This is a genomic window from Campylobacter coli LMG 9860, assembly GCF_000254135.1.
GTDB lineage: Bacteria > Campylobacterota > Campylobacteria > Campylobacterales > Campylobacteraceae > Campylobacter_D > Campylobacter_D coli.
This window is the reverse complement of sequence record NZ_AINS01000021.1, coordinates 1-20323: the sequence shown is the minus strand read 5'-3', so window position 1 is coordinate 20323 and position 20323 is coordinate 1. Positions and strand designations below refer to the sequence as shown.

19 protein-coding genes, 1 tRNA gene and 1 pseudogene are annotated in these 20323 nt (G+C 31.4%); 13 read left to right on the top strand and 8 right to left on the bottom strand.

The annotated features are described in order from the left end of the window. Positions 1–88: 88 nt before the first annotated feature. Genes CCO88_RS03545 through CCO88_RS03510 form a run of 8 tightly spaced genes read right to left on the bottom strand, consistent with a single transcriptional unit; the run spans position 89 to position 7770 of the window. A complete protein-coding gene (locus tag CCO88_RS03545) occupies positions 89–1039 on the bottom strand; it encodes an SAM-dependent methyltransferase (RefSeq protein ID WP_002786467.1) in 951 nt (316 codons plus the stop codon). Continuing rightward, the gene (gene pgp3, locus CCO88_RS03540) at positions 1036–1857 is read right to left on the bottom strand and encodes a peptidoglycan metallopeptidase Pgp3 (RefSeq protein ID WP_002777466.1); all 822 of its coding nucleotides are present in this window, start codon (positions 1855–1857) and stop codon (positions 1036–1038) included. Before pgp3 ends, CCO88_RS03545 begins: the two co-directional genes overlap by 4 nt. Beyond that, positions 1854–3848: a glycine--tRNA ligase subunit beta gene (gene glyS / locus CCO88_RS03535; protein ID WP_002839434.1), complete on the bottom strand. Its 1995-nt coding sequence runs from the start codon at positions 3846–3848 to the stop codon at positions 1854–1856. The genes pgp3 and glyS overlap by 4 nt, the downstream gene beginning before the upstream one ends. A 52-nt stretch (positions 3849–3900) precedes the next feature. Further along, the gene (locus tag CCO88_RS03530; RefSeq protein ID WP_002777462.1) at positions 3901–4521 is read right to left on the bottom strand and encodes an HAD family hydrolase; all 621 of its coding nucleotides are present in this window, start codon (positions 4519–4521) and stop codon (positions 3901–3903) included. After that, complete coding sequence (locus CCO88_RS03525; protein ID WP_002781908.1) at positions 4514–4846, bottom strand: hypothetical protein; 333 nt, start codon at positions 4844–4846, stop codon at positions 4514–4516. The genes CCO88_RS03530 and CCO88_RS03525 overlap by 8 nt, the downstream gene beginning before the upstream one ends. A gap of 9 nt (positions 4847–4855) precedes the next feature. After that, entirely contained in the window at positions 4856–6478 is a 1623-nt protein-coding gene (locus tag CCO88_RS03520) for a cation:proton antiporter (RefSeq protein ID WP_002807267.1), read from the bottom strand. Then, positions 6479–6853, bottom strand: a complete 375-nt coding sequence (locus CCO88_RS03515; RefSeq protein ID WP_002781904.1) for a heat shock protein transcriptional repressor HspR — start codon at positions 6851–6853, stop codon at positions 6479–6481. Positions 6854–6870: 17 nt separating this feature from the next. Further along, positions 6871–7770, bottom strand: a complete 900-nt coding sequence (locus CCO88_RS03510) for a DnaJ family protein (protein WP_002777454.1) — start codon at positions 7768–7770, stop codon at positions 6871–6873. Between the two features lie 205 nt (positions 7771–7975). Between CCO88_RS03510 and htrA the strand changes: the two genes are divergently transcribed. The 13 genes and pseudogenes from htrA (at position 7976) to CCO88_RS10600 (ending at position 20200) form a co-directional block, all read left to right on the top strand. Beyond that, positions 7976–9394, top strand: a complete 1419-nt coding sequence (gene htrA / locus CCO88_RS03505; RefSeq protein WP_002777453.1) for a serine protease HtrA — start codon at positions 7976–7978, stop codon at positions 9392–9394. 82 nt (positions 9395–9476) lie between these two features. Further along, the gene (locus CCO88_RS03500; RefSeq protein ID WP_002777451.1) at positions 9477–10151 is read left to right on the top strand and encodes a response regulator transcription factor; all 675 of its coding nucleotides are present in this window, start codon (positions 9477–9479) and stop codon (positions 10149–10151) included. After that, positions 10148–11398, top strand: coding sequence for an ArsS family sensor histidine kinase (locus CCO88_RS03495; protein ID WP_002777440.1), 1251 nt, complete (start codon positions 10148–10150; stop codon positions 11396–11398). The genes CCO88_RS03500 and CCO88_RS03495 overlap by 4 nt, the downstream gene beginning before the upstream one ends. Before the next feature lie 81 nt (positions 11399–11479). Then, a tRNA-Asn gene (locus CCO88_RS03490) sits at positions 11480–11554 on the top strand. 465 nt (positions 11555–12019) lie between these two features. Next, entirely contained in the window at positions 12020–15355 is a 3336-nt protein-coding gene (locus CCO88_RS03485; protein ID WP_002839430.1) for a filamentous hemagglutinin N-terminal domain-containing protein, read from the top strand. An 87-nt stretch (positions 15356–15442) separates the two neighbouring features. Next, on the top strand, positions 15443–16441 hold the full coding sequence (locus CCO88_RS10900; RefSeq protein WP_223209388.1) for a hypothetical protein: 999 nt from the start codon (positions 15443–15445) through the stop codon (positions 16439–16441). 46 nt (positions 16442–16487) lie between these two features. After that, positions 16488–16547: pseudogene (locus CCO88_RS10895) on the top strand (hypothetical protein); the annotation flags it as partial. Positions 16548–16607: 60 nt separating this feature from the next. Continuing rightward, on the top strand, positions 16608–16781 hold the full coding sequence (locus tag CCO88_RS10890; protein ID WP_223209389.1) for a hypothetical protein: 174 nt from the start codon (positions 16608–16610) through the stop codon (positions 16779–16781). Then, positions 16747–17763 (top strand): hypothetical protein, encoded by a 1017-nt coding sequence (locus CCO88_RS10885; protein WP_234885202.1) that lies wholly within the window; start codon positions 16747–16749, stop codon positions 17761–17763. The genes CCO88_RS10890 and CCO88_RS10885 overlap by 35 nt, the downstream gene beginning before the upstream one ends. A 102-nt stretch (positions 17764–17865) precedes the next feature. Beyond that, the gene (locus tag CCO88_RS10605; protein ID WP_002784451.1) at positions 17866–18036 is read left to right on the top strand and encodes a hypothetical protein; all 171 of its coding nucleotides are present in this window, start codon (positions 17866–17868) and stop codon (positions 18034–18036) included. Between the two features lie 44 nt (positions 18037–18080). Next, entirely contained in the window at positions 18081–18413 is a 333-nt protein-coding gene (locus CCO88_RS03470; protein ID WP_002799418.1) for a c-type cytochrome, read from the top strand. Positions 18414–18435: 22 nt separating this feature from the next. Further along, a complete protein-coding gene (locus CCO88_RS03465) occupies positions 18436–19977 on the top strand; it encodes a ShlB/FhaC/HecB family hemolysin secretion/activation protein (RefSeq protein WP_002839429.1) in 1542 nt (513 codons plus the stop codon). Between the two features lie 46 nt (positions 19978–20023). Next, on the top strand, positions 20024–20200 hold the full coding sequence (locus tag CCO88_RS10600; protein ID WP_002820604.1) for a hypothetical protein: 177 nt from the start codon (positions 20024–20026) through the stop codon (positions 20198–20200). Positions 20201–20323 lie beyond the last annotated feature (123 nt).

The window sequence follows — 20323 nt, the reverse complement described above, 5'->3', positions numbered from 1 at the left end:
GAACTTATCTCTCAAATCAAAGACTATGCTAATATAGCAGATGCTAGTTATGCAATGCTTGATTTGAAAAATAAAGAAAACAATCATGCTAGAATTTAGCAAATTCAAAGAAGTGAAATTTTTCATCAAAATTAAAAAATAAAATTTTACTTTGTGAAAGAAAATTTTCATAAGTCTTAAGATTTTTATCTTTGATGTATTTTAATAATTCTTCAAAACCAAAATCAATCAAGGCTTGGTTTTGTTTTTTTAGAGCTAAGAGTTTAAAATCATGTTCTTTTATAAGCTGTTGAATTTGATTAAAATTGACATTGTAGGTTAAATCGCTTTTACTAAAAAAATCTTTTAAAGTGATTTCAAAAGGATTAAAAACTTCATGTTTTTGATAAATTCTAATGCTAAATTGTTGGGGATTAAACACGCCATAATCAAAACTTGCAAAGATAAATTTTTTAGAAGCTTTATCCAAATCTTTAAAAAATTCTTCCAATTCTAGGCTTAATTCGCCTTTTTTTAAATTTAAAATTTCGCATTTTTCTTTTAATTTAGCCTCCATAGGCTCAAAAACAAGTTTAAAATCTTTAATAAAGGCCATTTTATCATCATCTATCAATTCACAAGTAAAACTATCAAAAAGCTCATTGCAAAAGAAAAAGGCATTTTCAAAATGACATTCTTTTAAGCTTCTCTTATGTGTAAATTCCACGCCTTCTAAGGTCTTTTTTTGCAAATTTCTTAATTTTTCATGAGGCTCTATGATAAAAAAAGAAAGCTTGGAAAAAATTTCAGGCCTAAATTCAAGCAAAGCGGCTAAAAAATCTCTACTCAAATAGCCCTCATTGGCTCCTATTTCTACAAGTTCTAAGGGAAGTTTTAAGACTTTTTTATCTATAAGATCTAAAAAATGCTTTGCTAAAAGAGTGCCAAAAAGATTTCCCACGCTTACTGCGGTAAAAAAATCTCCATTTTTGCCTATACTAACAGCGTTTTTATAATAACTTTCATGCAGCCAAGCGTGAAAAAATTCACTAAATTTCATTGAAAAAGTGTATTAAATTTAGAGATAAAGTCCAAAGGATCTACTTGTTTACCTCCAGCTAAAATACCAAAATGTAAGTGTGGTCCACTAACCCTTCCTGTAGCTCCACTTAGCCCCAAAAAATCACCTTTTTTAACCTTTTGTCCTACCTTAACTTCGATTTTAGAAAGATGATAATACTGCGAGTAAATGCCAAAACCATGATCAATGACTACTGATTTTCCTGCAAAATAGCGATCTTTTGCTATTTTTACTACACCTGAATTAGCCGCATAGATGGGGGTTCCTACAGCGGCTCTAAAGTCTGTTCCGCTATGATAGCTTGCAACTTTTTCATTAAAGGTTCTTGCTTTGCCAAAATCACTCGTAATAAAAGAATTTAAAGGCGTATTAAAAGAGCCATCAAATAAAGCTTTTGGAGTATAAGAACTATAAATTGCATTAGCTTCTTTAAATTCTTTAGCAATGCGTTCTTTAACAGCTTTAGGTGGAAAAACTTTTTTATTCTCTACGCTTAATTTTTCACTTTTGTAATTGCCTTCCAAAGTTTTTATAAAAATTTCTTCTTTTTTGTTTTTATAAAGAGCGGTAAGCTTAGTATTTTGAGGAGGATTTTTATAAGGCAGTGAAAATATAGCTAAAATTTTCTCTTGATTTTTAGGATGTGGAAAGGTAGCTAAAATTTTATCTTCGTTTTTCAAAGAAATAAAATCTTTTTTATCCAGTTCCAAAAATAAAGCTTGTCCTTTGATAAGCTCGAAATTTTGAGCTCCAAAGAGCCAAAGAGCAAGACTTAAAAAAAGAAAAAAAGCTTTCATAGGCTTAGCTCTTTAAGATCGGCAATTTTTAGAAATTCTTCGTAAATTTCATAGATAAGTGCTTGGCGATTATTTTTAAGTTTTTCATCTTTGGCATTGATCATTACTTTATCAAAAAATTCGTCTATAAAAGGTTTAAGTGAGAAGAGATTTTCAAGTTTTTCTTGTAAAGAGTGTGCTTGAATTTTTTCCTTAAAGGCTTTATAAAGTTTATTTTCTGCTTCTTCAGCAAAAAGGCTTTCATCGACTTTGTGCGAAGTTTTATTAGCGATATTGGCCAGTCTTTTAAAGGTAGTGAAATTTTCTTGAAAATTAGCTTTTTTGCTTAATTCTATAAGGGCTTTTACGCTTTGATTGATGTGGATAAGATCTGTGCTTTTAGAGCTTAAAACCGCTTTGATAAAAGAAGCATTAACGCTATAAAAGGTATAAAGTCTTTCAAAAATAAAATCTTTTAAAATTTGCATATCAAAGTTTTTATAATGGCTTGCTAGTTTTTCTAGTAGTGCTTGAATGTCAAATTCTTTGTTTAAATTTAGGGCAATTTTGATTATCCCATTAGCAGCACGCCTTAAGGCGTAAGGATCTTTTGTACCGCTTGGAATTTTACCTATGCTAAAAAGTCCTATGAGGGTATCAAGCTTGTTTGCAAGGGCAACTATGCTTGAAAATTCAGTGCTAGGAAGTGGAGCTTGTTCGGAATTTGGTAGGTATTGCTCCTTTATAGCAAGACAAATTTCATAATCTAGACCCATTTTTTGTGCATAATAGCTTCCCATAATGCCTTGCAAATCTGTAAATTCATAAACCATTTGCGTTGCTAAGTCAGCTTTTGCGTATTTGATCGCAGTGCTTATATTTGCGATTTTATCATTGTTTAGCATTTGACATAAAACTTCAGCGATTTTTATCTCTCTTAGACTTTTATCTTGCATTGTTCCTAAGCCTTCAAGATAAGTCATTTTAGCGAGTTTTTCAGGATTTAAGCCACTTTGCAAATCGTTTTGATAGAAAAACATTGCATCACTAAGTCTTGCGCGCAAAACTCTTTCGTTACCGTGAATGATTTTTGAGTAATCCTCGCACACTGCATTGCTTACAACGATAAAATGATTACTTAAACCTTTTTCATTAAAGACTGCAAAATAGCGTTGATTTTCTCTCATGGAAGTAATGATAACTTCGCTAGGAATTTGAAGATATTCTTCTTCAAAACTTCCTAAAAGTGCATTAGGGTATTCTGTGATAGCAATAACTTCAGCCAAAAGCTCCTCATCTTCGCCTATTTGGATATTGTTTTGGCTTTCTAGGAGTTTAAATTGCTTGAGTATTCTCTCTTTTCTTTGGAGTGGATCTAAGATAATGTAATTTTTTTCTAAAAGGCTAAAATATTCTTTTGCGTTATTAAATTCTTGCAAGTCATAGCTTACACTTCTGTGTATAAAAGTTTTTTTAGCACTCTTAACACCATAGCTTTCAAATTCGACTAAATTATCATCTAGGATGCAAACTATAGAGCGGATTGCACGGATAAATTCAAAAGAATTCGCACCCCAACGCATGCTTTTACCAAAGTTAAGACTTTTTAAAAATTGATGAATCATCTCTCCTAAAACTTCTTGGCTTTGCAAACCTTTAATGGCTTTTTGATGATACAAGACTTCTTTACCTTTGATCTCTTTAAAAGAAAGCTCATTTTCGCTAATGCCTGCTTTTTGTAAAAAGCTTTGTCCTGCGGCTGATAATTGACCATCCTTATAAGCGACATTTTTAGGTGCACCTATAAATTCAGCAAAGCTATCTTCTTGTTTGCTTGCGAAATTTTCATGAAAAATCACCAAGCGACGCGGAGTGTAGTAAAATTTAAAATCACTCACCAAGCGATAATCTTCTAAAACATCTTTCCATTTTTTTTCTATATTGGCTAATTCTTTTAGTAAAGGAATAGCGGGTAGTTCTTCTGTTCCGATTTCTATTAATAATTCACTCATATGTACTCTTTTAAAAATTTATTTTATTTTAACTCAATTTTCATTAAAAAACTTATAAATACTTCTCTAAAAAGTTTTTAAGTTCGTTTGCATTGCTAAATTCATTTTCTTGTAAATCCTTTTGATACCATTTCGCATGAAAATAAGGCACATTAGCATTTTTCGCACATTCTCTATCTTTTTGACTATCGCCTATAAAAACACTTATTTTGTGGGGCGCTTCAGACTTTAAAAGATCTAGCATCATAGGATGGGGTTTGGGTTCTATACCAAGACTTACACCTAAAATTTTATCAAAATAAGGAATGATTTCATGTTTTTTAAGTATGCTAGAAAGCGAGCTTTGAGGCGCATTAGTGGCGATAGCTAAAAAACAATTTTGCTCTTTTAAAAATTCCAATATTTCTTTAACCCCTTCAAATAAAACCACGCTTTGCTCATAGTGTTTGATGAAATATTTTTCAAAACCATCTTTAAAGCTAGAATGATGGAAATTATCTATACTATAAAGCTCTTTTGCCCAGTCTACATTTGGAGTATTGATGGTTTGCATGATTTTCTCCCTAGAAAGTGGGCTTAAATTTAGTTCATTTCTTATCTCATTGACAGCACAAGATATAGCATTTGCACTGTCGATTAAGGTGCCATCCATATCAAAAAATACATTAATCATAATAATCCTTCAAATAAGTTTTATGTTTTTCTTTCTTTTCACCTTTTTTAAGTTTATCTAAAGCATTTGCAAGGCTTAGAAGTTCTTCTTTTTGTTTTGAAAAATCAAGGCAATGATTTACAAAATTTTCTAAGCTTTTATTATAGCTTGAATTTAAATTTACCGCCTCGCATTTTTCAACTATTTTTTTATTTTTTTCCATTCTTTCTTGAAATTTCTCTTTATCAAAATTTTCTTTTTTTAAAGCCGAAATAGCTGCATTTGCAAATTTTTCCAAGGCTCTTAAATATTTAACCCTTAGAGTTTTTTCATCTATTTTTGCCAATACCATCCTTTAAGTATTTTTGTGAATTCTGCATTCTAGAGCCTCTTGGACTAAATTTCTTGCGATGACTTTTTCAGATCTTACAATGCGTATGTTTTCATCGATACTTGAAAAAAGTATCTTTTCAAGACTACCATTAACATGGATAATTGTATCAATAGGCTTTGGATAAGAAGCTAAAACCTGACAAATCATTTCGAGTTTGGCTTCGTTGGTTATGGTTACGATTGCTACTGCGCATTCTGTTATATTGGCTATCTTGAGTGTTTCTTCTTGGGCAGCATTGGCAAAAACGACATTTTCACCCCGACTTATGCCAAGTTCTACCAAATTTAAATCACTTTCTAAAACCAAATAAGGAACACCAGTATTTTTGATTTTTTGCACTATCTCTTGTCCTAAGCGTCCGTATCCAAAGATTACAAGATGATTTTTTAGGGTGCTGTGAGTGCTTTGCTGAACAACATTAGTGTTTAAAGTCATATCTTCTACTACATTGGCTATTTTTCTTATATTGTTTAATACAAAAGGGGTGATAATCATAGTTACAATAGAAACAACAATTAAAATTTGAGCAGTTTCAACATCTAGCATACTTTTTGCTTGCAAGAGCGAGAAGATTGCCAAAGCAAATTCTCCAACTTGAGCGATAGAAAAAGCAGTTTTTAAAGCCACTCTTTTTTTGGTATATAAAAATAAAAAACCACATACTATGCCAAATTTTAAACCCATTATAAGTAAGGTTAAGACACAGATAATAAACCAATTTTGTGCTACGATATGAAGCTGAATTTGCATTCCTACGGTTATAAAAAATAAGCCTAAGAGTAAATCTCTAAAAGGGATTAAGTCTGCTTCGATTTTATGTTTATATTTAGTTTCTGCTATCAAGGCTCCTGCGATAAAAGCTCCTAAAGAATAAGAAAAACCAAAATAATTTGCCAAAAAGCTTGCCCCAATCACCATAAAGAGTATAGTACTGATAAAAATTTCTTGCGAGGAAGCGCGTATAATCAGTCTAAATATCCTATCGACTAAGTATTTACCTATAAAGAAAAGTAAAGCGATTAAGATAACTGCTGAAAGAAGAGTTGTAAGGAGTAATTGTCCTATGTTTTGATTATTTGAAGAGAAAATATCCACAAGCAATAACAAAGGAATCACAGCTATGTCTTGAAAAAGTAAAATCCCTAAGGCTTTTCTTCCGTATTGCTCATTAATATCGCCATTATCATTTAAAATTTTAAGCACCACTGCGGTTGAAGAAAGAGCTAGAGCAAAACCTACTATGGTTGCGCTTTTATCACCAAGTCCTAAAATTCCTATAGCTAGCAACATAAAAACAAAGCCGCAAGTAAGCATTTGTAAAGAGCCATTTAAAAATACCTCTTGTTTCATGGCTATTAAATGCTTAAAAGAAAATTCAAGCCCTATAGTAAACATTAAAAATACTATACCAAATTCAGCAATATGTGTAATCTCACCCTTGCCACTTAGATGATAAATTTTAGAAATAATCTCTCCTGTAGCAATGTAACCGATAATAGTAGGAATTTCAAATTTCTTGAAAATAACATTAAGAACGATAGCTAGAGCAGCTGTAATTAAAAAAATTTCTAAAAAATTATCCATCTATTTTTTTTCATAAAAAATTAAATCAAAACTATTTCTATGTTTTACAACTGCTTTTGAGCTTGCATTTGGATTTTGTTGTTTGCTAAGCTCTAAGCGTAGCTCATCGATTAAATTTTCAAATTCATGAAGTTGATTTTTAAGCTTTAAAATCACATCTACTCCTGCCAAATTTACCCCCATATCGCGCGTTAAACGCAAGATAAGCTTGATACGATCGATATCCCTTTGAGAATAGAGCCTTATTTTTCCATCAGTTCTACTAGGTTCTATCAAACCTTCTCTTTCATATTGTCTTAGGGTTTGTGGATGTATGCTTAATACTTTTGCTACGACACTTATTAAATATACGGGTTCATTATAATGGTGTTCCATGACTTTACTCCTTTTTTTTATGATAGTTTTTCTTTTAGCATTTCGATTAATTTCTCATCTAAGGTTTCAGTGTTTGGTAAAACAACATTTAATACCAAATACATATCTCCATAGATGTCACTTTTGCGATTTTGCACCCCATAGCCTTTAAGGCGAATTTTTTGTCCGTTTTTAGAATTTGCAGGTATGGTTATGGTGGCTTCTTTTTTGTTTTCCTTAAGAGTATTAACGGTGACTTTTCCACCAAATAGGGCAGTTTTTAAAGAGATATCAACTTTTTGATATAAATCATCATCTTCTCTTTGATATATTTCACTTTCTCCTAATTTAACTTTAACAATCAAATCCCCGCGTGTTCCATTGCGGCCATTTTTACCCTTGTTACGAATTCTAAGTTTTTCTCCTTGTTTGATCCCATGTGGAATCTTAAATTTGATCGTTTCTCCTTGAAGATTAAAGCTATATTCTCCACCTACCACTGCTTTTTCAAAAGGAATGCTAAGTTCTATAGTAGAATCCAAATCCTCTTCTTCAAATCCGCCAAAACCTCCAAAGCCGGTGTTAAAGCCTTTTGATGAAAAACCATTAAAACGACTTCCTCTAGAAGAGCCTCCACCAAAGCCTCCACCAAAGAGATCTTTTAAGATATCATCTAAATTGACCCCACCTGTATTTTTTGAGAAATCGTGAAAACTTTGTCCTCCAAACATGGAGTCTCCGTATTGATCGTATTGTGCGCGTTTTTTTTCATCACTTAAAATTTCATAAGCGGCATTGATTTCTTTAAATTTTTCTTCAGCGCCTTTTTCTTTATTGATATCAGGATGATATTGTCTTGCTAAACGACGATAGGCTTTTTTTATTTCATCTGCGCTAGCATTTTTAGATACTCCAAGTGTTTCATATAAGCTATTCATGTTATTCCTTAAAAAATATATAATTGTTTTATTTAATAGAAATTATATCAAAAACTTTAGCCTAAGTCAATCAAGTTTTATAAATTTTTATCACTCAAGCTTTCATTTACAATTTTGTAAATTTTCGGTTTTATACTTATGAAATGCGTAAAATATTTTACAAATTATATGTTTTAAGAATAATATAAATAAAAAAGGAAACAAAATGAAAAAGCTTATTTTATCATTGAGTTTAGCAAGTGCTTTATTTGCTGCAAATATCAATTTTAATGAAACAAGTATAACAAGCAATCGTGTCAATCCTGCGGCTGGAGATGTAGTTCTTTCTTATCATAATTCGATAAGAGATGCTAAAAAATCTGTTGTAAATATCTCTACTTCAAAAACCATTACAAGAGCCAATCGTCCAAGTCCTTTAGATGATTTTTTTAACGACCCTTATTTTAAACAATTTTTTGATTTTGATTTTCCACAAAGAAGAGGAGGAAATGATAAAGAAGTGGTAAGCTCTTTGGGCTCGGGTGTGATTATTTCGCAAGATGGTTATATCGTTACAAACAACCATGTAGTAGATGATGCAGATACTATCAGTGTAAGTTTGCCAGGCAGTGATACAGAATATAAAGCCAAGCTTATAGGCAAGGATCCAAAGACGGATTTAGCAGTGATTAAAATAGAAGCAAACAATCTTTGGGCTATTACTTTTACAAATTCAGATGATTTAATGGAAGGAGATGTTGTTTTTGCCTTAGGAAATCCTTTTGGTGTTGGATTTAGTGTTACAAGCGGGATAATTTCTGCTTTAAATAAAGACAATATAGGCTTAAACCAATATGAAAATTTCATCCAAACAGATGCTTCAATCAATCCTGGAAATTCAGGCGGCGCTTTAGTCGATAGTCGCGGATTTTTAGTAGGAATAAATTCAGCCATTCTTTCTCGTGGGGGTGGAAATAATGGCATCGGCTTTGCAATACCTTCGAATATGGTGAAAGATATAGCTAAAAAGCTTATTGAAAAGGGTAGGATTGATAGAGGATTTTTGGGTGTAACTATTTCTGCTTTACAGGGTGATACTAAAAAAGCTTATAAAAATCAAGATGGTGCTTTAATTACCGATATACAAAAGGGTTCAAGTGCTGATGAAGCAGGACTTAAGCGTGGGGACTTGGTAACTAAGGTAAATGATAAAGTGATTAAAAGTCCAAGCGATCTTAAAAACTATATAGGCACTTTAGAGATAGGTCAAAAAATTTCACTCAATTTTGAAAGAGATGGGGAAAATAAAAGGGTTGATTTTATCCTTAAAGGAGAAAAAGAAAATCCTAAAGCCGTTCAAAATGATTTGATCGAGGGTATGACTTTAAGAAATTTAGATCCAAGATTTAAAGAGCGTTTGCAAATTCCAAAAGATGTAAATGGGGTTTTTGTAGAAAGTGTTAAAGATAAGAGCAGGGCTAAGGATTCAGGATTTAAAGAGGGTGATATCATTATAGGCGTAGGACAAAGTGAAATTAAAAATTTAAAAGATTTAGAACAAGCCTTAAGACAAGTGAAGAAAAAAGAATTTACTAAAATTTGGGTTTATCGTAATGGTTTTGCAACTTTGTTGATACTTAAATAATTTTTATGAAAGGGTTTCCCTTTCGTTATATAATTTAGTTTAGAATTTAAAAACTAAGATTAAATACAGTAAAAGGAATGCAATGACAAATATCCTTATGATAGAAGATGATTTAGAGCTTGCTGAAATTACGGCTGAGTATTTAGAAAAATTTGATATGAAAGTTGATATCGCACACGAGCCTTATATAGGTCTTTCAAAACTTGCTTTAAAAGAATATCAGCTTATAATTTTGGATCTTTCCTTGCCAGGACTTGATGGACTTGAAGTGTGTGAGGAAATTCGTAAAAAGTATGATACGCCTATTATTATCTCAAGCGCTAGACATGATATTACAGATAAGGTTAATGCTTTAGAATTGGGCGCGGATGATTATTTGCCAAAGCCTTATAATCCTAAAGAACTTCAAGCGCGCATTAAAAGCCATTTAAGACGCATTTCAAATACAAAAAGCGCCATAGCAAAAAGCGTTAAAGATCTTGTTTATGATCAATACAAGCATATCATCACAATGAAAGGACAAGAGCTGACTTTAACTAATGCGGAATTTGACATTTTAAGCTATTTGATCAAAAAAGAAGGCGGTGTTGTCAGTCGCGAAGAGCTTGTTTATAATTGTTCTTCAATCAGTGAAGACTCAAGCAATAAAAGCATCGATGTAATCATCAGCCGTATTCGTCAAAAAATGGGTGATGATCCAAAAACTCCAAAATATATCCATTCTATCAGAGGTATAGGCTATAAGCTGACTCAATGAATCGTTCATCTATTTTTTATACCATAACTTTTATTTTTATTTTTGCTGGTGTCAGTGTTATTCTTGGGTTTTTGTGGCTTATAGAATACGATCAGCAAAATTATACTAGAGAATTAAATACCAAATATTCTTTAATAGCCAACGCAAGGCTTTTAAATTTTGCAGGGATAATTAGCGAAAGAGAATTTGAAGAACAAACGAAAAATTACAATAAAATGGAGCCTATCTTAGAGGTTAGACAAATTCGTAGAATTCTTTTTGGCGGGGAAGTGTTAGCTAGAGTCGAGGTCAATAATGGCTTGATCGAAATCATCTCTTATGATAGACAAGTGTATTTAAATATCATTTTTGATGGCAAGGTAAATCTTTACAAAGATCAAGACTATCAAACCTATAGATATTTTATCATTAAAGCCATAGCTGTAGCCGTGATTTGTATACTTGTGTTGCTCTATATTTATATATTTAAAAAACTGAAGCCTTTAAAAGCTTTAAAGAAGCAAATTGATAAATTTGCACAAGGAAAGCTTAATGATATAGAAGATGTAAGCACGGGGGTGGATGAAATTTCTCAAGTAAGTGAGGCTTTTTATCAAGCGATCGTTCAAATTCGTAAGCTCAATCAATCACGCCAATTTTTCTTAAGAAATATGATGCACGAGCTTAAAACCCCGATTACCAAAGGGCTTATAACTCTTGAAATGCTAGAGGATAATAAATACAAAGAAAGATTAGAAAGTATATTTAACCGTCTTGAAATTCTTATCAATGAATTTGCGGCCATAGAGCAGATTACTTCAGGAGCAGCATTTATCAACCGCAAAAAATACAATATTTTAGATGTTTTGGATGAAGCCAAAGAAATTGCTATGCGAGATGATAATAACATACGCATTTTTATGGATGAAAGCTTTTTTGTAAATGTAGATTTCAAGCTTTTTACCACTGCGATTAAAAATATGATTGATAATGGTATTAAGCATTCTGAAAATGGCTTTATACAAATCGATATAATGGATGATTATATTTGTTTTAAAAATAGAGGTCCTGAATTAAATAACACTTTAGAGTATTATACTCAAGCTTTTACCCAAGGAGGCTCGAAGCAAAAATCAAGCTTTGGACTTGGACTTTACATAGTCAATACTATTTTAGAATCTCATGGAATGAAGCTTGATTATGATTATGAAGAGGGTGTAAATTTATTTTATTTTAGAAATTTAAAGAGTATTATCGTTAAAGAATAAAATATTTTTTGCATTTTTTTAAAAAAATGCTTGACAAAGTTTTAAAAATCAAATATAATTACATTTTACTTTTTAAGATATTCCGGATTAGCTCAGCGGTAGAGTAGTCGGCTGTTAACCGATTGGTCGTAGGTTCGAATCCTACATCCGGAGCCACTTCTAACTCTCTATAAAATCATATTTTATTTTTTAATAAATCCAAATATTAAGTTATGGAATTAAGTATATTTTATCATACCAAAACCCAATGTTATAATCATATCAGTTTTTTAATTTATTTTTTATCTTTTAAATAGCAAATTTTGATATAAATTCTTAGTATTTGAAATATGAAATTTATTTATTTTATGTTTGTATTTTCATTATGGAGCATGGTGTAAATTTTTGCGTGTGATGCTTGAATTATAAGCATTATAAAATACTTAAATTTTAAGATATTATAGAATTTTAAATATAAAGATATTATTTAAGAGTAATTTTATATTAAAATTTCACTCAGAACATCTCATTTTTATTTTTTTAATAAAACAATAAGTATAATCCGAACCATAAAAAAGAAGGGGAATATAATGTTAAAAAGTCTTGATCGTATATTGTGTATTAAAAAAAAAGGGGGGGGGGATGAACATAACTAATCTTTTAAACATAAAACATTTTTTAAATACTTCATCATACTTTACTAATCATCTTAGCAAATCTTTAAGAGTTATTGTAAATATTTCTGTAATTACAAGTTTGGTTTTAGCTCAAAGCTTAACAGCATCAAATTTACCTAGCGGAGGTAAGTTTATCAATGGAACTGGAAGTATTGCTACAAATGGCAATATAATGAATATCACAGGAGATAAAACACACAATGTGATTGCTTGGGGCGGTGGATTTAATATCGGAAAAGACAATACTGTTAATTTCACTACAAATGGCAAAAACTATTTAAATCTAGATTATACCAACAAAGCTTCTCAAATTCTAGGAACTTTAAATGGTGGAACTAACAATGTTTATATTGTAAATCCTAGTGGGGTATTAGTAGGCGAAGGAGCTACAATCAATGCCAATAAATTTGGAGTTTCTACAATTCCAATGGGTATAGATGCAATCAATACTTTTTCAGTTGATGATTCTTTTTCTCCAGTTTTTAATGCCAATAAAGGCGATGTGGTTAATATGGGAACTATTAAAGCCAATGAAATTGTTTTAGTAGGAAACAAGGTAGAAAATATAAAAGGAACACTTCAAGCAGATAAAGTAGATATCAAGGGAGATAAGGTTTATTTAGAAGATTTTGGAATCAACTCTACTCATTTAAAAGCAGAAATTGGGAGTGAAGGCTTTTTTAAATATGAGGTAAAAGATGTATATGATGCCTATAAAGATGATTCAAATTTAGTTGATAATTATGAGTTTACTGGTACTGCTACTACTAATGGAAATTTTAAAGAATACCTTTACATTGGATCTCAAAGTGCAAGCAATGAAGAGATGATTAATTCTTGGAAAGGATTTGCAAAATTAGTCAATGAGGGGATATTTGGAGAATTAAAATTTAAAGATGTATATTTAGGCAAAGATATTGATTTTGCAGGTGCTAGTACAATCAATCCTGTGGGGTTTGGTAATGGTTTTGTAGGTAATTTTTATGGTAATAACCATACACTTTCTAATATACAAATTGATGTTGCTGATAAAACTTATGTAGGATTATTTGGTTATATTAAGGGTGGGAGTGTGCAAAATTTAACTATTGATGGATTGCAATTTCCCAAATATGCCTTTTCTTATAAATACCTAGGAGGACTTGCAGGGCATATAGAAAATGGAACTTTTTCTAATATTGCTTTAGATACCATAGAAGGCTTTAATAGCGAAAATAGTTCTTCTGGTGGTTTCGCAGGAGAGATAAATTCTGGGACTTTTAATAATATCAGTTTAAAAAATCTAGGCAACATTGGAGTTGCGAAATATGCAGGTGGCTTTGCTGGTCAAATTAACGGCGGAGATTTTTCAAGTATTATTTTAAGTAATATAGAAAGTATTTATGGTAAGAATAATGGTGGGGGTTTTGTAGGATATACAACGGGCAATACAACTTTTGATGGTATCGGTTTAAAAGATATAAGATTTATTAAATCTGGAGCTTTTACAGGTGGTTTTGCGGGAATGACACAAGGCAATGTGATATTTGAGAATATTGTTCTAAATGATTTAGAAGAGATTAGTGGTAGTCATGCAGGTGGCTTTGTGGGAGGTGTTCTTAATAATGAGAATGGTATAGCGAGCTTATCAAATATCGTTTTAAACAATATTGAAAGTATTAAAGGTATTGGTTTTATAGGTGGCTTTGCCGGATGGATAAATGATGGAACTTTTAACAACATCATTTTAAATAATATAGAAAAAATCAGTGTTAGCGCTACACATAAATATATCTTTACAGGTGGCTTTACAGGATATGCAGGCGCTGGAACTTATAAAAATATTATTTTAAATAACATAGGAGAAATTAGCGCCAATGGTACCGCTAGTCTGGATGAAAAATCTATTTATGCAGGTGGATTTGCGGGGAGAATAAAAAGTGATGGTATAAATTTTTCAAATATTGTTTTAAACGACATAGATAAAATTAGTGCTAGTATTGCTGCAGGTGGATTTGTTGGAAATATAGAGAATGGTAGTAACATTGCCAATTCTAATATTTACTTCTATGGGTTATTAAATTCATCGTCGAACAAGAATTATATTACCCACAATGAAAATATCCTAAATCTATCAAATACAACTGATTTTCAAACTTTTATTAATCAAAGCAAAATTGCAGGTTTGGAGTATCTTACAAATACTTCCACTAGCAACTCCCATCTTCATATGATAAATGGTGGTAAAATAGGAAATGAGAAATCCAAAATCACCTTCGATAAGGATAATTTTACTTACAATACTCCAAAAATATCAGAGGTAGATCCCGACGGATCAGGATCAAGCTCTTCACCTACAGCTCCAAACGAAGGAGAGCTTTCAAGTATTACTCTTGAACAGAGTGATTTTGAAGATGAAATTTTAAAAACCATCATCGATGAAATTTTAAATGAGGATTATGTGTTAAATATAGATTCTATCGATTTTAACAAATTCAATGAAGGTGATGTGGCTATTCTTTTATATCTATTAAAAAATACAAGCGATAAAAAGCTAAAAGAATCTTTAAAACAATCCTTAGAATTCTATACTGAATTTAACAAAGGAGGATTAAAAACAGAATTTGAAAAATGGTATGGAAGTGATGAAAGTACTTACAAAACCTCTATGGGTAAATACAATTATATCATTGAGAGTCTTGCCAATCTAAAAGAGTATGTAAACACTACTTTAAAACCTGAATTAGAAAGTATTAAAAACAATCTCAATCGATTGGAATTTTTAAAAGCTGAAATAAAAAGATTAGAAAGAGTCTATCAAAAAGCTATGCAAAATGATTTACTTCCTTATGATCAGTTAGAAGTTGTCTATAAAAACACACAAGAAAAAATCGATGCTTACTATGCTGAAGCACAGGGTTTATTGGATATTCTTAAAAACAAAAATAAACCTTTTTTAGACGATTTAATTACTAAAGAATATTCATTTGAAGATAAATATACTGATATTCAAGGGACATTTGCTATCGCAGGAAGTAGTGTTGATGCTAATGCCATCGAAAATTTGGCAGATAAACCTATTTTATCTCTTCCAGAAAATGAGAATTCAGGAGATAGCCAAACTACAAACAACATAGATAGCACAGATATAGTTAATACTTTTTCTAAACAAGTAAAACTTACCTCTACAGAGTCTATTCTTATTCTTCCTGCAGAAGAAACACAAAGTCATATCAAAGAAGACGAAAGAGAACGAGGAAGAGTTTGCATCACAAGTGACAATGCAAAAACTAATAATCCTTGTATAGCAATCACATTTTAATCACAAAGAAAGTAAAAGCTTTCTTTGTGAGATAAACAAGATTTTAATCAAATATAATTTCAATTTATTAAGTTGAGGGGGAAAATAATGCAGGTGAAATTTTTTCTAAAAAATAGAATATTTTTATCTTTTGCGAGCGTAGCTTTGATATTTAATAGCGTATCGTATGCAGCAAGTCAAGCTATATCTATAGGCGATAAAAGATTTCAAACTCCAAGGCATAGTTTTTCTAATGAGGAAGTTTGGGATTTTGATGACAAAACCTTTAAGCAAATCAATGACACTAATTATTATGGTGTATTTAAACAAGGACTTGTAAGCGACATCACTTTAGAAGTTTTTAACCCTAAGCAGTCTTTACAAGGTGCTAAGCTTGAAATTTTAACTCCTAATCATTCCTCAGAAGAAATCTTGGAAGTGCAAAGTATGCATGCTGCTAACCCTATGGATAAAAACTTACATCCTATAAAAATCCTTCCTTTTTTAGTGGCCGGGAGTTCTCTAAAGGGAGATTCTATCAACAATAAACTTCTTATTAAAGAGGCAGAATTAAGCTCTGCGGTTTTTCTAGAGCCAAGCAACATAAAAACAAAAAATCCTCCAAAAAAAGAAGAGAAAGATAAAATAAATTATGTTATTAGTGGTGGGCTTGCTAGAGAAGGAAATGCGAAAAATAATACCTTAGAACTTCTTGATGGAAGTTATATAAATATGGGAGTAGAAAATATTTATAATCTTAAATTAAACGGAACTCCTTATGCTGTAGGAGGGCTTGCTATCTTTGGTGATGCGATAGGAAATTCTTTGCTTGCCCAAAAAGGCTCTAAAGTAGATATTCACACTGCCTCTTTTTATAGAGATATGGTAGGGGAATTTATTCTTGATGAAAGGATAACCCATCTTGTTGGAGGATTAGCCTATAATGGAAAGGTTGAAAAAAATAAACTTAATCTTAATGGGGTGGAATTCAACATCCATGCTCCAAGCGGTTTGTATTCTTCTTTTGCTCCTGTTCATATCGCGGAGCTTTTGTTGATGGGAATGGTAAAAAAGCTTATGATGCAACCAAAAACACCCTTGTTATAGATAATTTTCTTTTAAATTTAAGAGCGGATCGGATGGAAAAACTCCCATTTTTTATAACGCTATTTTTTTAGCAAATTTCTTTGGAGGAAAGACAAATAAAGGGGATGCAAATGCAAACTCCATTGTCTTAAAAGATGTTCCTGCACTAAAAAGAATAAGTAAAAAAGTGAAAGTACAAGGGATTTATGATTTCTTTAGTGGATACACACTTGATGGGGAGGCTAATTTTAATACCTTAGAAATCGAGTTAAAATCCCCTTTACAAGTGAGTAATTCTTATTTAAGACACAGCGGTTTTGGGTTTTATGGTGCTTTTGCAAGCAAAGGGTGCAAGCAATAATACCATTAAGATTAGAAATAACCTCACAGTAATCAATGGCACACAAAATCCTAGTGATAGGATCAATATCATTACAGGAAGAACTTTAGCAGGAGAGGCTAATTTTAATGTGATTGATTTTAAAGATTCTCAAGCTTCTCTACCACTTTTTATTTATGCAACCACACAAGAAAACTTTGAAGGATCTATCCATTATCCAGAGTATGCAAAACACAATAAGATTAGCTTAAATAATGTCTTTGGAAGAAAGGATATTCGCTCTGGAGTAGAGGCTATGAATGTAGAAAACAATCAAGTCTTCTATCACAATGTAGAAGCACAAGCTTCTGGAGAGGGAGTTAATAGAGAAAGCAGTGTGTATATTAGAGCAGCCAATCTTGCAAAGAATAATCTCTTTAAAGCAAGCAATTATTGGGCGACTTCTATGCTTAATATTTATGGTATTCGTGAGGTGGAAGAATCTAAAAATAATCAAGTTATTTTTAATAATGTAGGCTTTAATACTGATAGAATTTCTGAAGGTTCGGAATTGATTTTAATAGGTGGAGTTGGCAAGAGAGTACATCACAATCTTTTAAGTATTCAAGATTTAGAAATTGGAGCTTATGATAAAGAAAAAGATTTTATCTATATTGCAGCAAGTGCAATTCCTGATGTCAATAGCAATCTAGCACTCTCTTATGGCAATACACTCTATATTGGTGGAGATGTTTCTATCCATGAGCGATCGCTTTTAAATGTGCTAAGTGGGAGTGTGATTAGAATTCCAAACTATACAAATAATAAAGCCGATGATATCACACTGCCTGCACCTTCTTTGGCGCAGCTTACAAAAGATAACCATTTGATTTTAGAGCAAGCTCTGAGGGCTAGAGTAGTTAATAACTTTGAACATTATAGTTTAATTTATCATTCTAATAATCAAGATAAACCTTTTATTGAAAGTTTAGAGACTCCTATTAATCTCTCTGAAGAATCCTAAATCACTCTACTTTTAAAAAAGGGAGAAAAAGCTCCTGAAAAAGGAAGTAAAATTGCATTAATTTCAAGTCAAAATGGTTTTAGTGGTATTAATGGCAATGCTATGAATAAAAGCCAATTAAATCAACTCTTAGGGAGGATTTCTAAAAATCCAAAAACACTTAATTATAAAAAGATTCCTCAGCTCCAACAAGAAAACCTAAGGGTTGTTCCTTTAACTTTATCTTTAGATAATAAAGGAAAAGTGATTTATGGAGAAATCCAAAGTGATTAAAAATCAATAACTTAACAAAGAAAATTTTAAAAGAAGGATAAAAAATGAAAAAAATATTAGCGGGTTTAAAATTGTGTGTAGGAGTATGCATAGTGAATGATATCCTAATCAAAAAGGGAGAGAATCTTTATAAAAAATGTATTGCTTGTCATGGCGTAAATGGAGATAAAATAGCTCCTGGAAGCAAGGGTAATATCAAAATCGGAGGATTAAATAAAGCCTATCTCATAAAACAGCTTCAAGGCTATGCTGCAGGGAAAGCAGATAATGGGGGAGCAAAAGTTATCATGTATGCTAATATGAAAAATTGGAAATTTACCACTTCCGATATTGAAGCAGTGAGTGCTTATATCGCCCAATTGCCTAAAGCAAAATAAAAAATACAAAGCAAGGAAATTTATGGAAAAACCTTTTTTAAAGAGTATCATTCTAGCTTCTTGTCTTTTAACAAGAGCACTTTCGCAACAAAACAAAGAAAATGCAGAAGCTTTAGAGCAAATGATAGAGATTTCCCATTATAAAAATGTCCCTCAAAACGAAAACATTCAAAATACTCTAAAAAGTAAACAATCCCCTTTAGATATTAAAATGGATAAACAAGATTCTTTACAAGAGGATACTAAGAAAGTCTTAGATAAAGAGGGATTAGTAGCACCAAGCTCTGAAGAATTTCGCTTTAAATATAAATTCTTTGTGGATACTAAAGAGGATGGAAAAACACTCACTTTAGAAGATCTTGGAATCAATGAAGTATGGCTTAGAGAATCTATTATTGCTCTAAAAAGATCGGATTTAAATGTAGAAACCTTGCAAGAAATTGTCAATATCGTTTCTTATTATTTTCAATACCATGGTTATCCATCGGCAACTGCCTATATTCCTCAACAAGAGATCACAGATTCAATCCAAATTAATATTATGCTAGGAAAACTTGGAGAATATCAAGTTAAAAATTATTCTAAGCATCTAAAAGAGAGTGCTATTAGCTCTAAGCTAAAAGAATCACTCCAAGGAAAAATTTTAAGAACTAAAGCATTGGAAGATGCGATTTATAAAATCAATGAAATGTCAGGAATTAAAGCAAGCGGAAGTTTAGTTGCTGGGAGTGAGTACGAAACTACAGATGTGATTATTACAATAGAAGATTCCAAAAAAGCAAATGCGATACTTTTCTTTGATAATTATGGAAGCAAGGGCTCTGGTGTTTATAGAGCTGGTGTGAGTGGCGCTTTAAATAATCTCTTAGGATATGGAGATTCTCTTAATTACTTTGCACAACTTTCTGATGAAATGCAAAAAAGTTATGGATTTACTTATAATTTTTTCTTAGGAAATCTCAAAGTTTCTCCTAGAGTGAATAAAAGCAATTATGAATTAGGAGAAGAATACGAAAGTTTAGGTGCTTATGGAAGTTCTTTAGATTTAGGGGTGGATTTATCTTATCCACTCTTTATCAACACAACTAATTCTCTATATCTTACTGGAGGTTATGTTTATAGAAAGCTTGAAGATATTTATGGAAGCTTTGGAATTGATTTTAACAAAGAAAGCAATGCCTTTTATTTAGGAACTGAAGGAACTATAGGTTTAATTCCTAATAACATTCTTAGCTATAACACGCAACTTACTTATGGGGATATAAAGCCAAAAAGTGTATTTTTAGAAAATAGTCCTGTCATGGGAGAATTTTGGAAATTTAATGCAGCTTTGAATAATACTTATTATTTTAATAATAAAATTTCACACATTCTTAATATTAGCTATCAAAAAACTATCGGAGATTATCAGCTAGATTCTAGTGAGACTGCGACTTTGGGAGGAGCTTACGGCGTTAGAGCTTATCCTAATGGATTTGGAGAGGCAGATAGTATGATTTTAACAACAATTGGACTAAGATTTAGTATATTTAGTCCTAATTTTTACATTACCCCTTTTTTATGAATTTGCCCATGGATGGAATGAAGATTATTTAGATAATGATATCAATATGACGGGTAGAGAAGGAAAAAATGATATTTTTGTGGATGCAGTGGGGTTGGAATTGCTTTATATTAAACCCAATGGATTTTATATTAAACTAGATTTAGCAAAGGCAGCTTATAAATACGAAGCAGATGGAAAAAGAAGAGATAGACTCTATACAAGTATGGGATTTTATTTTTAAGGCTTTTAAATCAATTTTACAGCCAAGAAACTTTATCGCATTGTGATAAAGTTTCTATAAAAGTTTTTATTCAGGTTTTTTGAGGTTTTTAACGATTTTATCTATCTTTTTACTTGCTTTTGA

Bases quoted from the DNA above. Each gene is read 5' to 3' on its own strand.
- CCO88_RS03500 (WP_002777451.1), top strand. From the start codon at position 9,477: ATGACAAATATCCTTATGATAGAAGATGATTTAGAGCTTGCTGAAATT.
- CCO88_RS03465 (WP_002839429.1), top strand. From the start codon at position 18,436: ATGGAAAAACCTTTTTTAAAGAGTATCATTCTAGCTTCTTGTCTTTTA.
- CCO88_RS03485 (WP_002839430.1), top strand. From the start codon at position 12,020: ATGAACATAACTAATCTTTTAAACATAAAACATTTTTTAAATACTTCA.
- CCO88_RS03545 (WP_002786467.1), bottom strand. From the start codon at position 1,039: ATGAAATTTAGTGAATTTTTTCACGCTTGGCTGCATGAAAGTTATTAT.
- CCO88_RS10600 (WP_002820604.1), top strand. From the start codon at position 20,024: ATGACGGGTAGAGAAGGAAAAAATGATATTTTTGTGGATGCAGTGGGG.
- CCO88_RS03495 (WP_002777440.1), top strand. From the start codon at position 10,148: ATGAATCGTTCATCTATTTTTTATACCATAACTTTTATTTTTATTTTT.
- htrA (WP_002777453.1), top strand. From the start codon at position 7,976: ATGAAAAAGCTTATTTTATCATTGAGTTTAGCAAGTGCTTTATTTGCT.
- glyS (WP_002839434.1), bottom strand. From the start codon at position 3,848: ATGAGTGAATTATTAATAGAAATCGGAACAGAAGAACTACCCGCTATT.
- CCO88_RS10605 (WP_002784451.1), top strand. From the start codon at position 17,866: ATGAATAAAAGCCAATTAAATCAACTCTTAGGGAGGATTTCTAAAAAT.
- CCO88_RS03510 (WP_002777454.1), bottom strand. From the start codon at position 7,770: ATGAATAGCTTATATGAAACACTTGGAGTATCTAAAAATGCTAGCGCA.
- CCO88_RS03520 (WP_002807267.1), bottom strand. From the start codon at position 6,478: ATGGATAATTTTTTAGAAATTTTTTTAATTACAGCTGCTCTAGCTATC.
- pgp3 (WP_002777466.1), bottom strand. From the start codon at position 1,857: ATGAAAGCTTTTTTTCTTTTTTTAAGTCTTGCTCTTTGGCTCTTTGGA.
- CCO88_RS10885 (WP_234885202.1), top strand. From the start codon at position 16,747: ATGGTGCTTTTGCAAGCAAAGGGTGCAAGCAATAATACCATTAAGATT.
- CCO88_RS03470 (WP_002799418.1), top strand. From the start codon at position 18,081: ATGAAAAAAATATTAGCGGGTTTAAAATTGTGTGTAGGAGTATGCATA.
- CCO88_RS03515 (WP_002781904.1), bottom strand. From the start codon at position 6,853: ATGGAACACCATTATAATGAACCCGTATATTTAATAAGTGTCGTAGCA.
- CCO88_RS03530 (WP_002777462.1), bottom strand. From the start codon at position 4,521: ATGATTAATGTATTTTTTGATATGGATGGCACCTTAATCGACAGTGCA.
- CCO88_RS10900 (WP_223209388.1), top strand. From the start codon at position 15,443: ATGCAGGTGAAATTTTTTCTAAAAAATAGAATATTTTTATCTTTTGCG.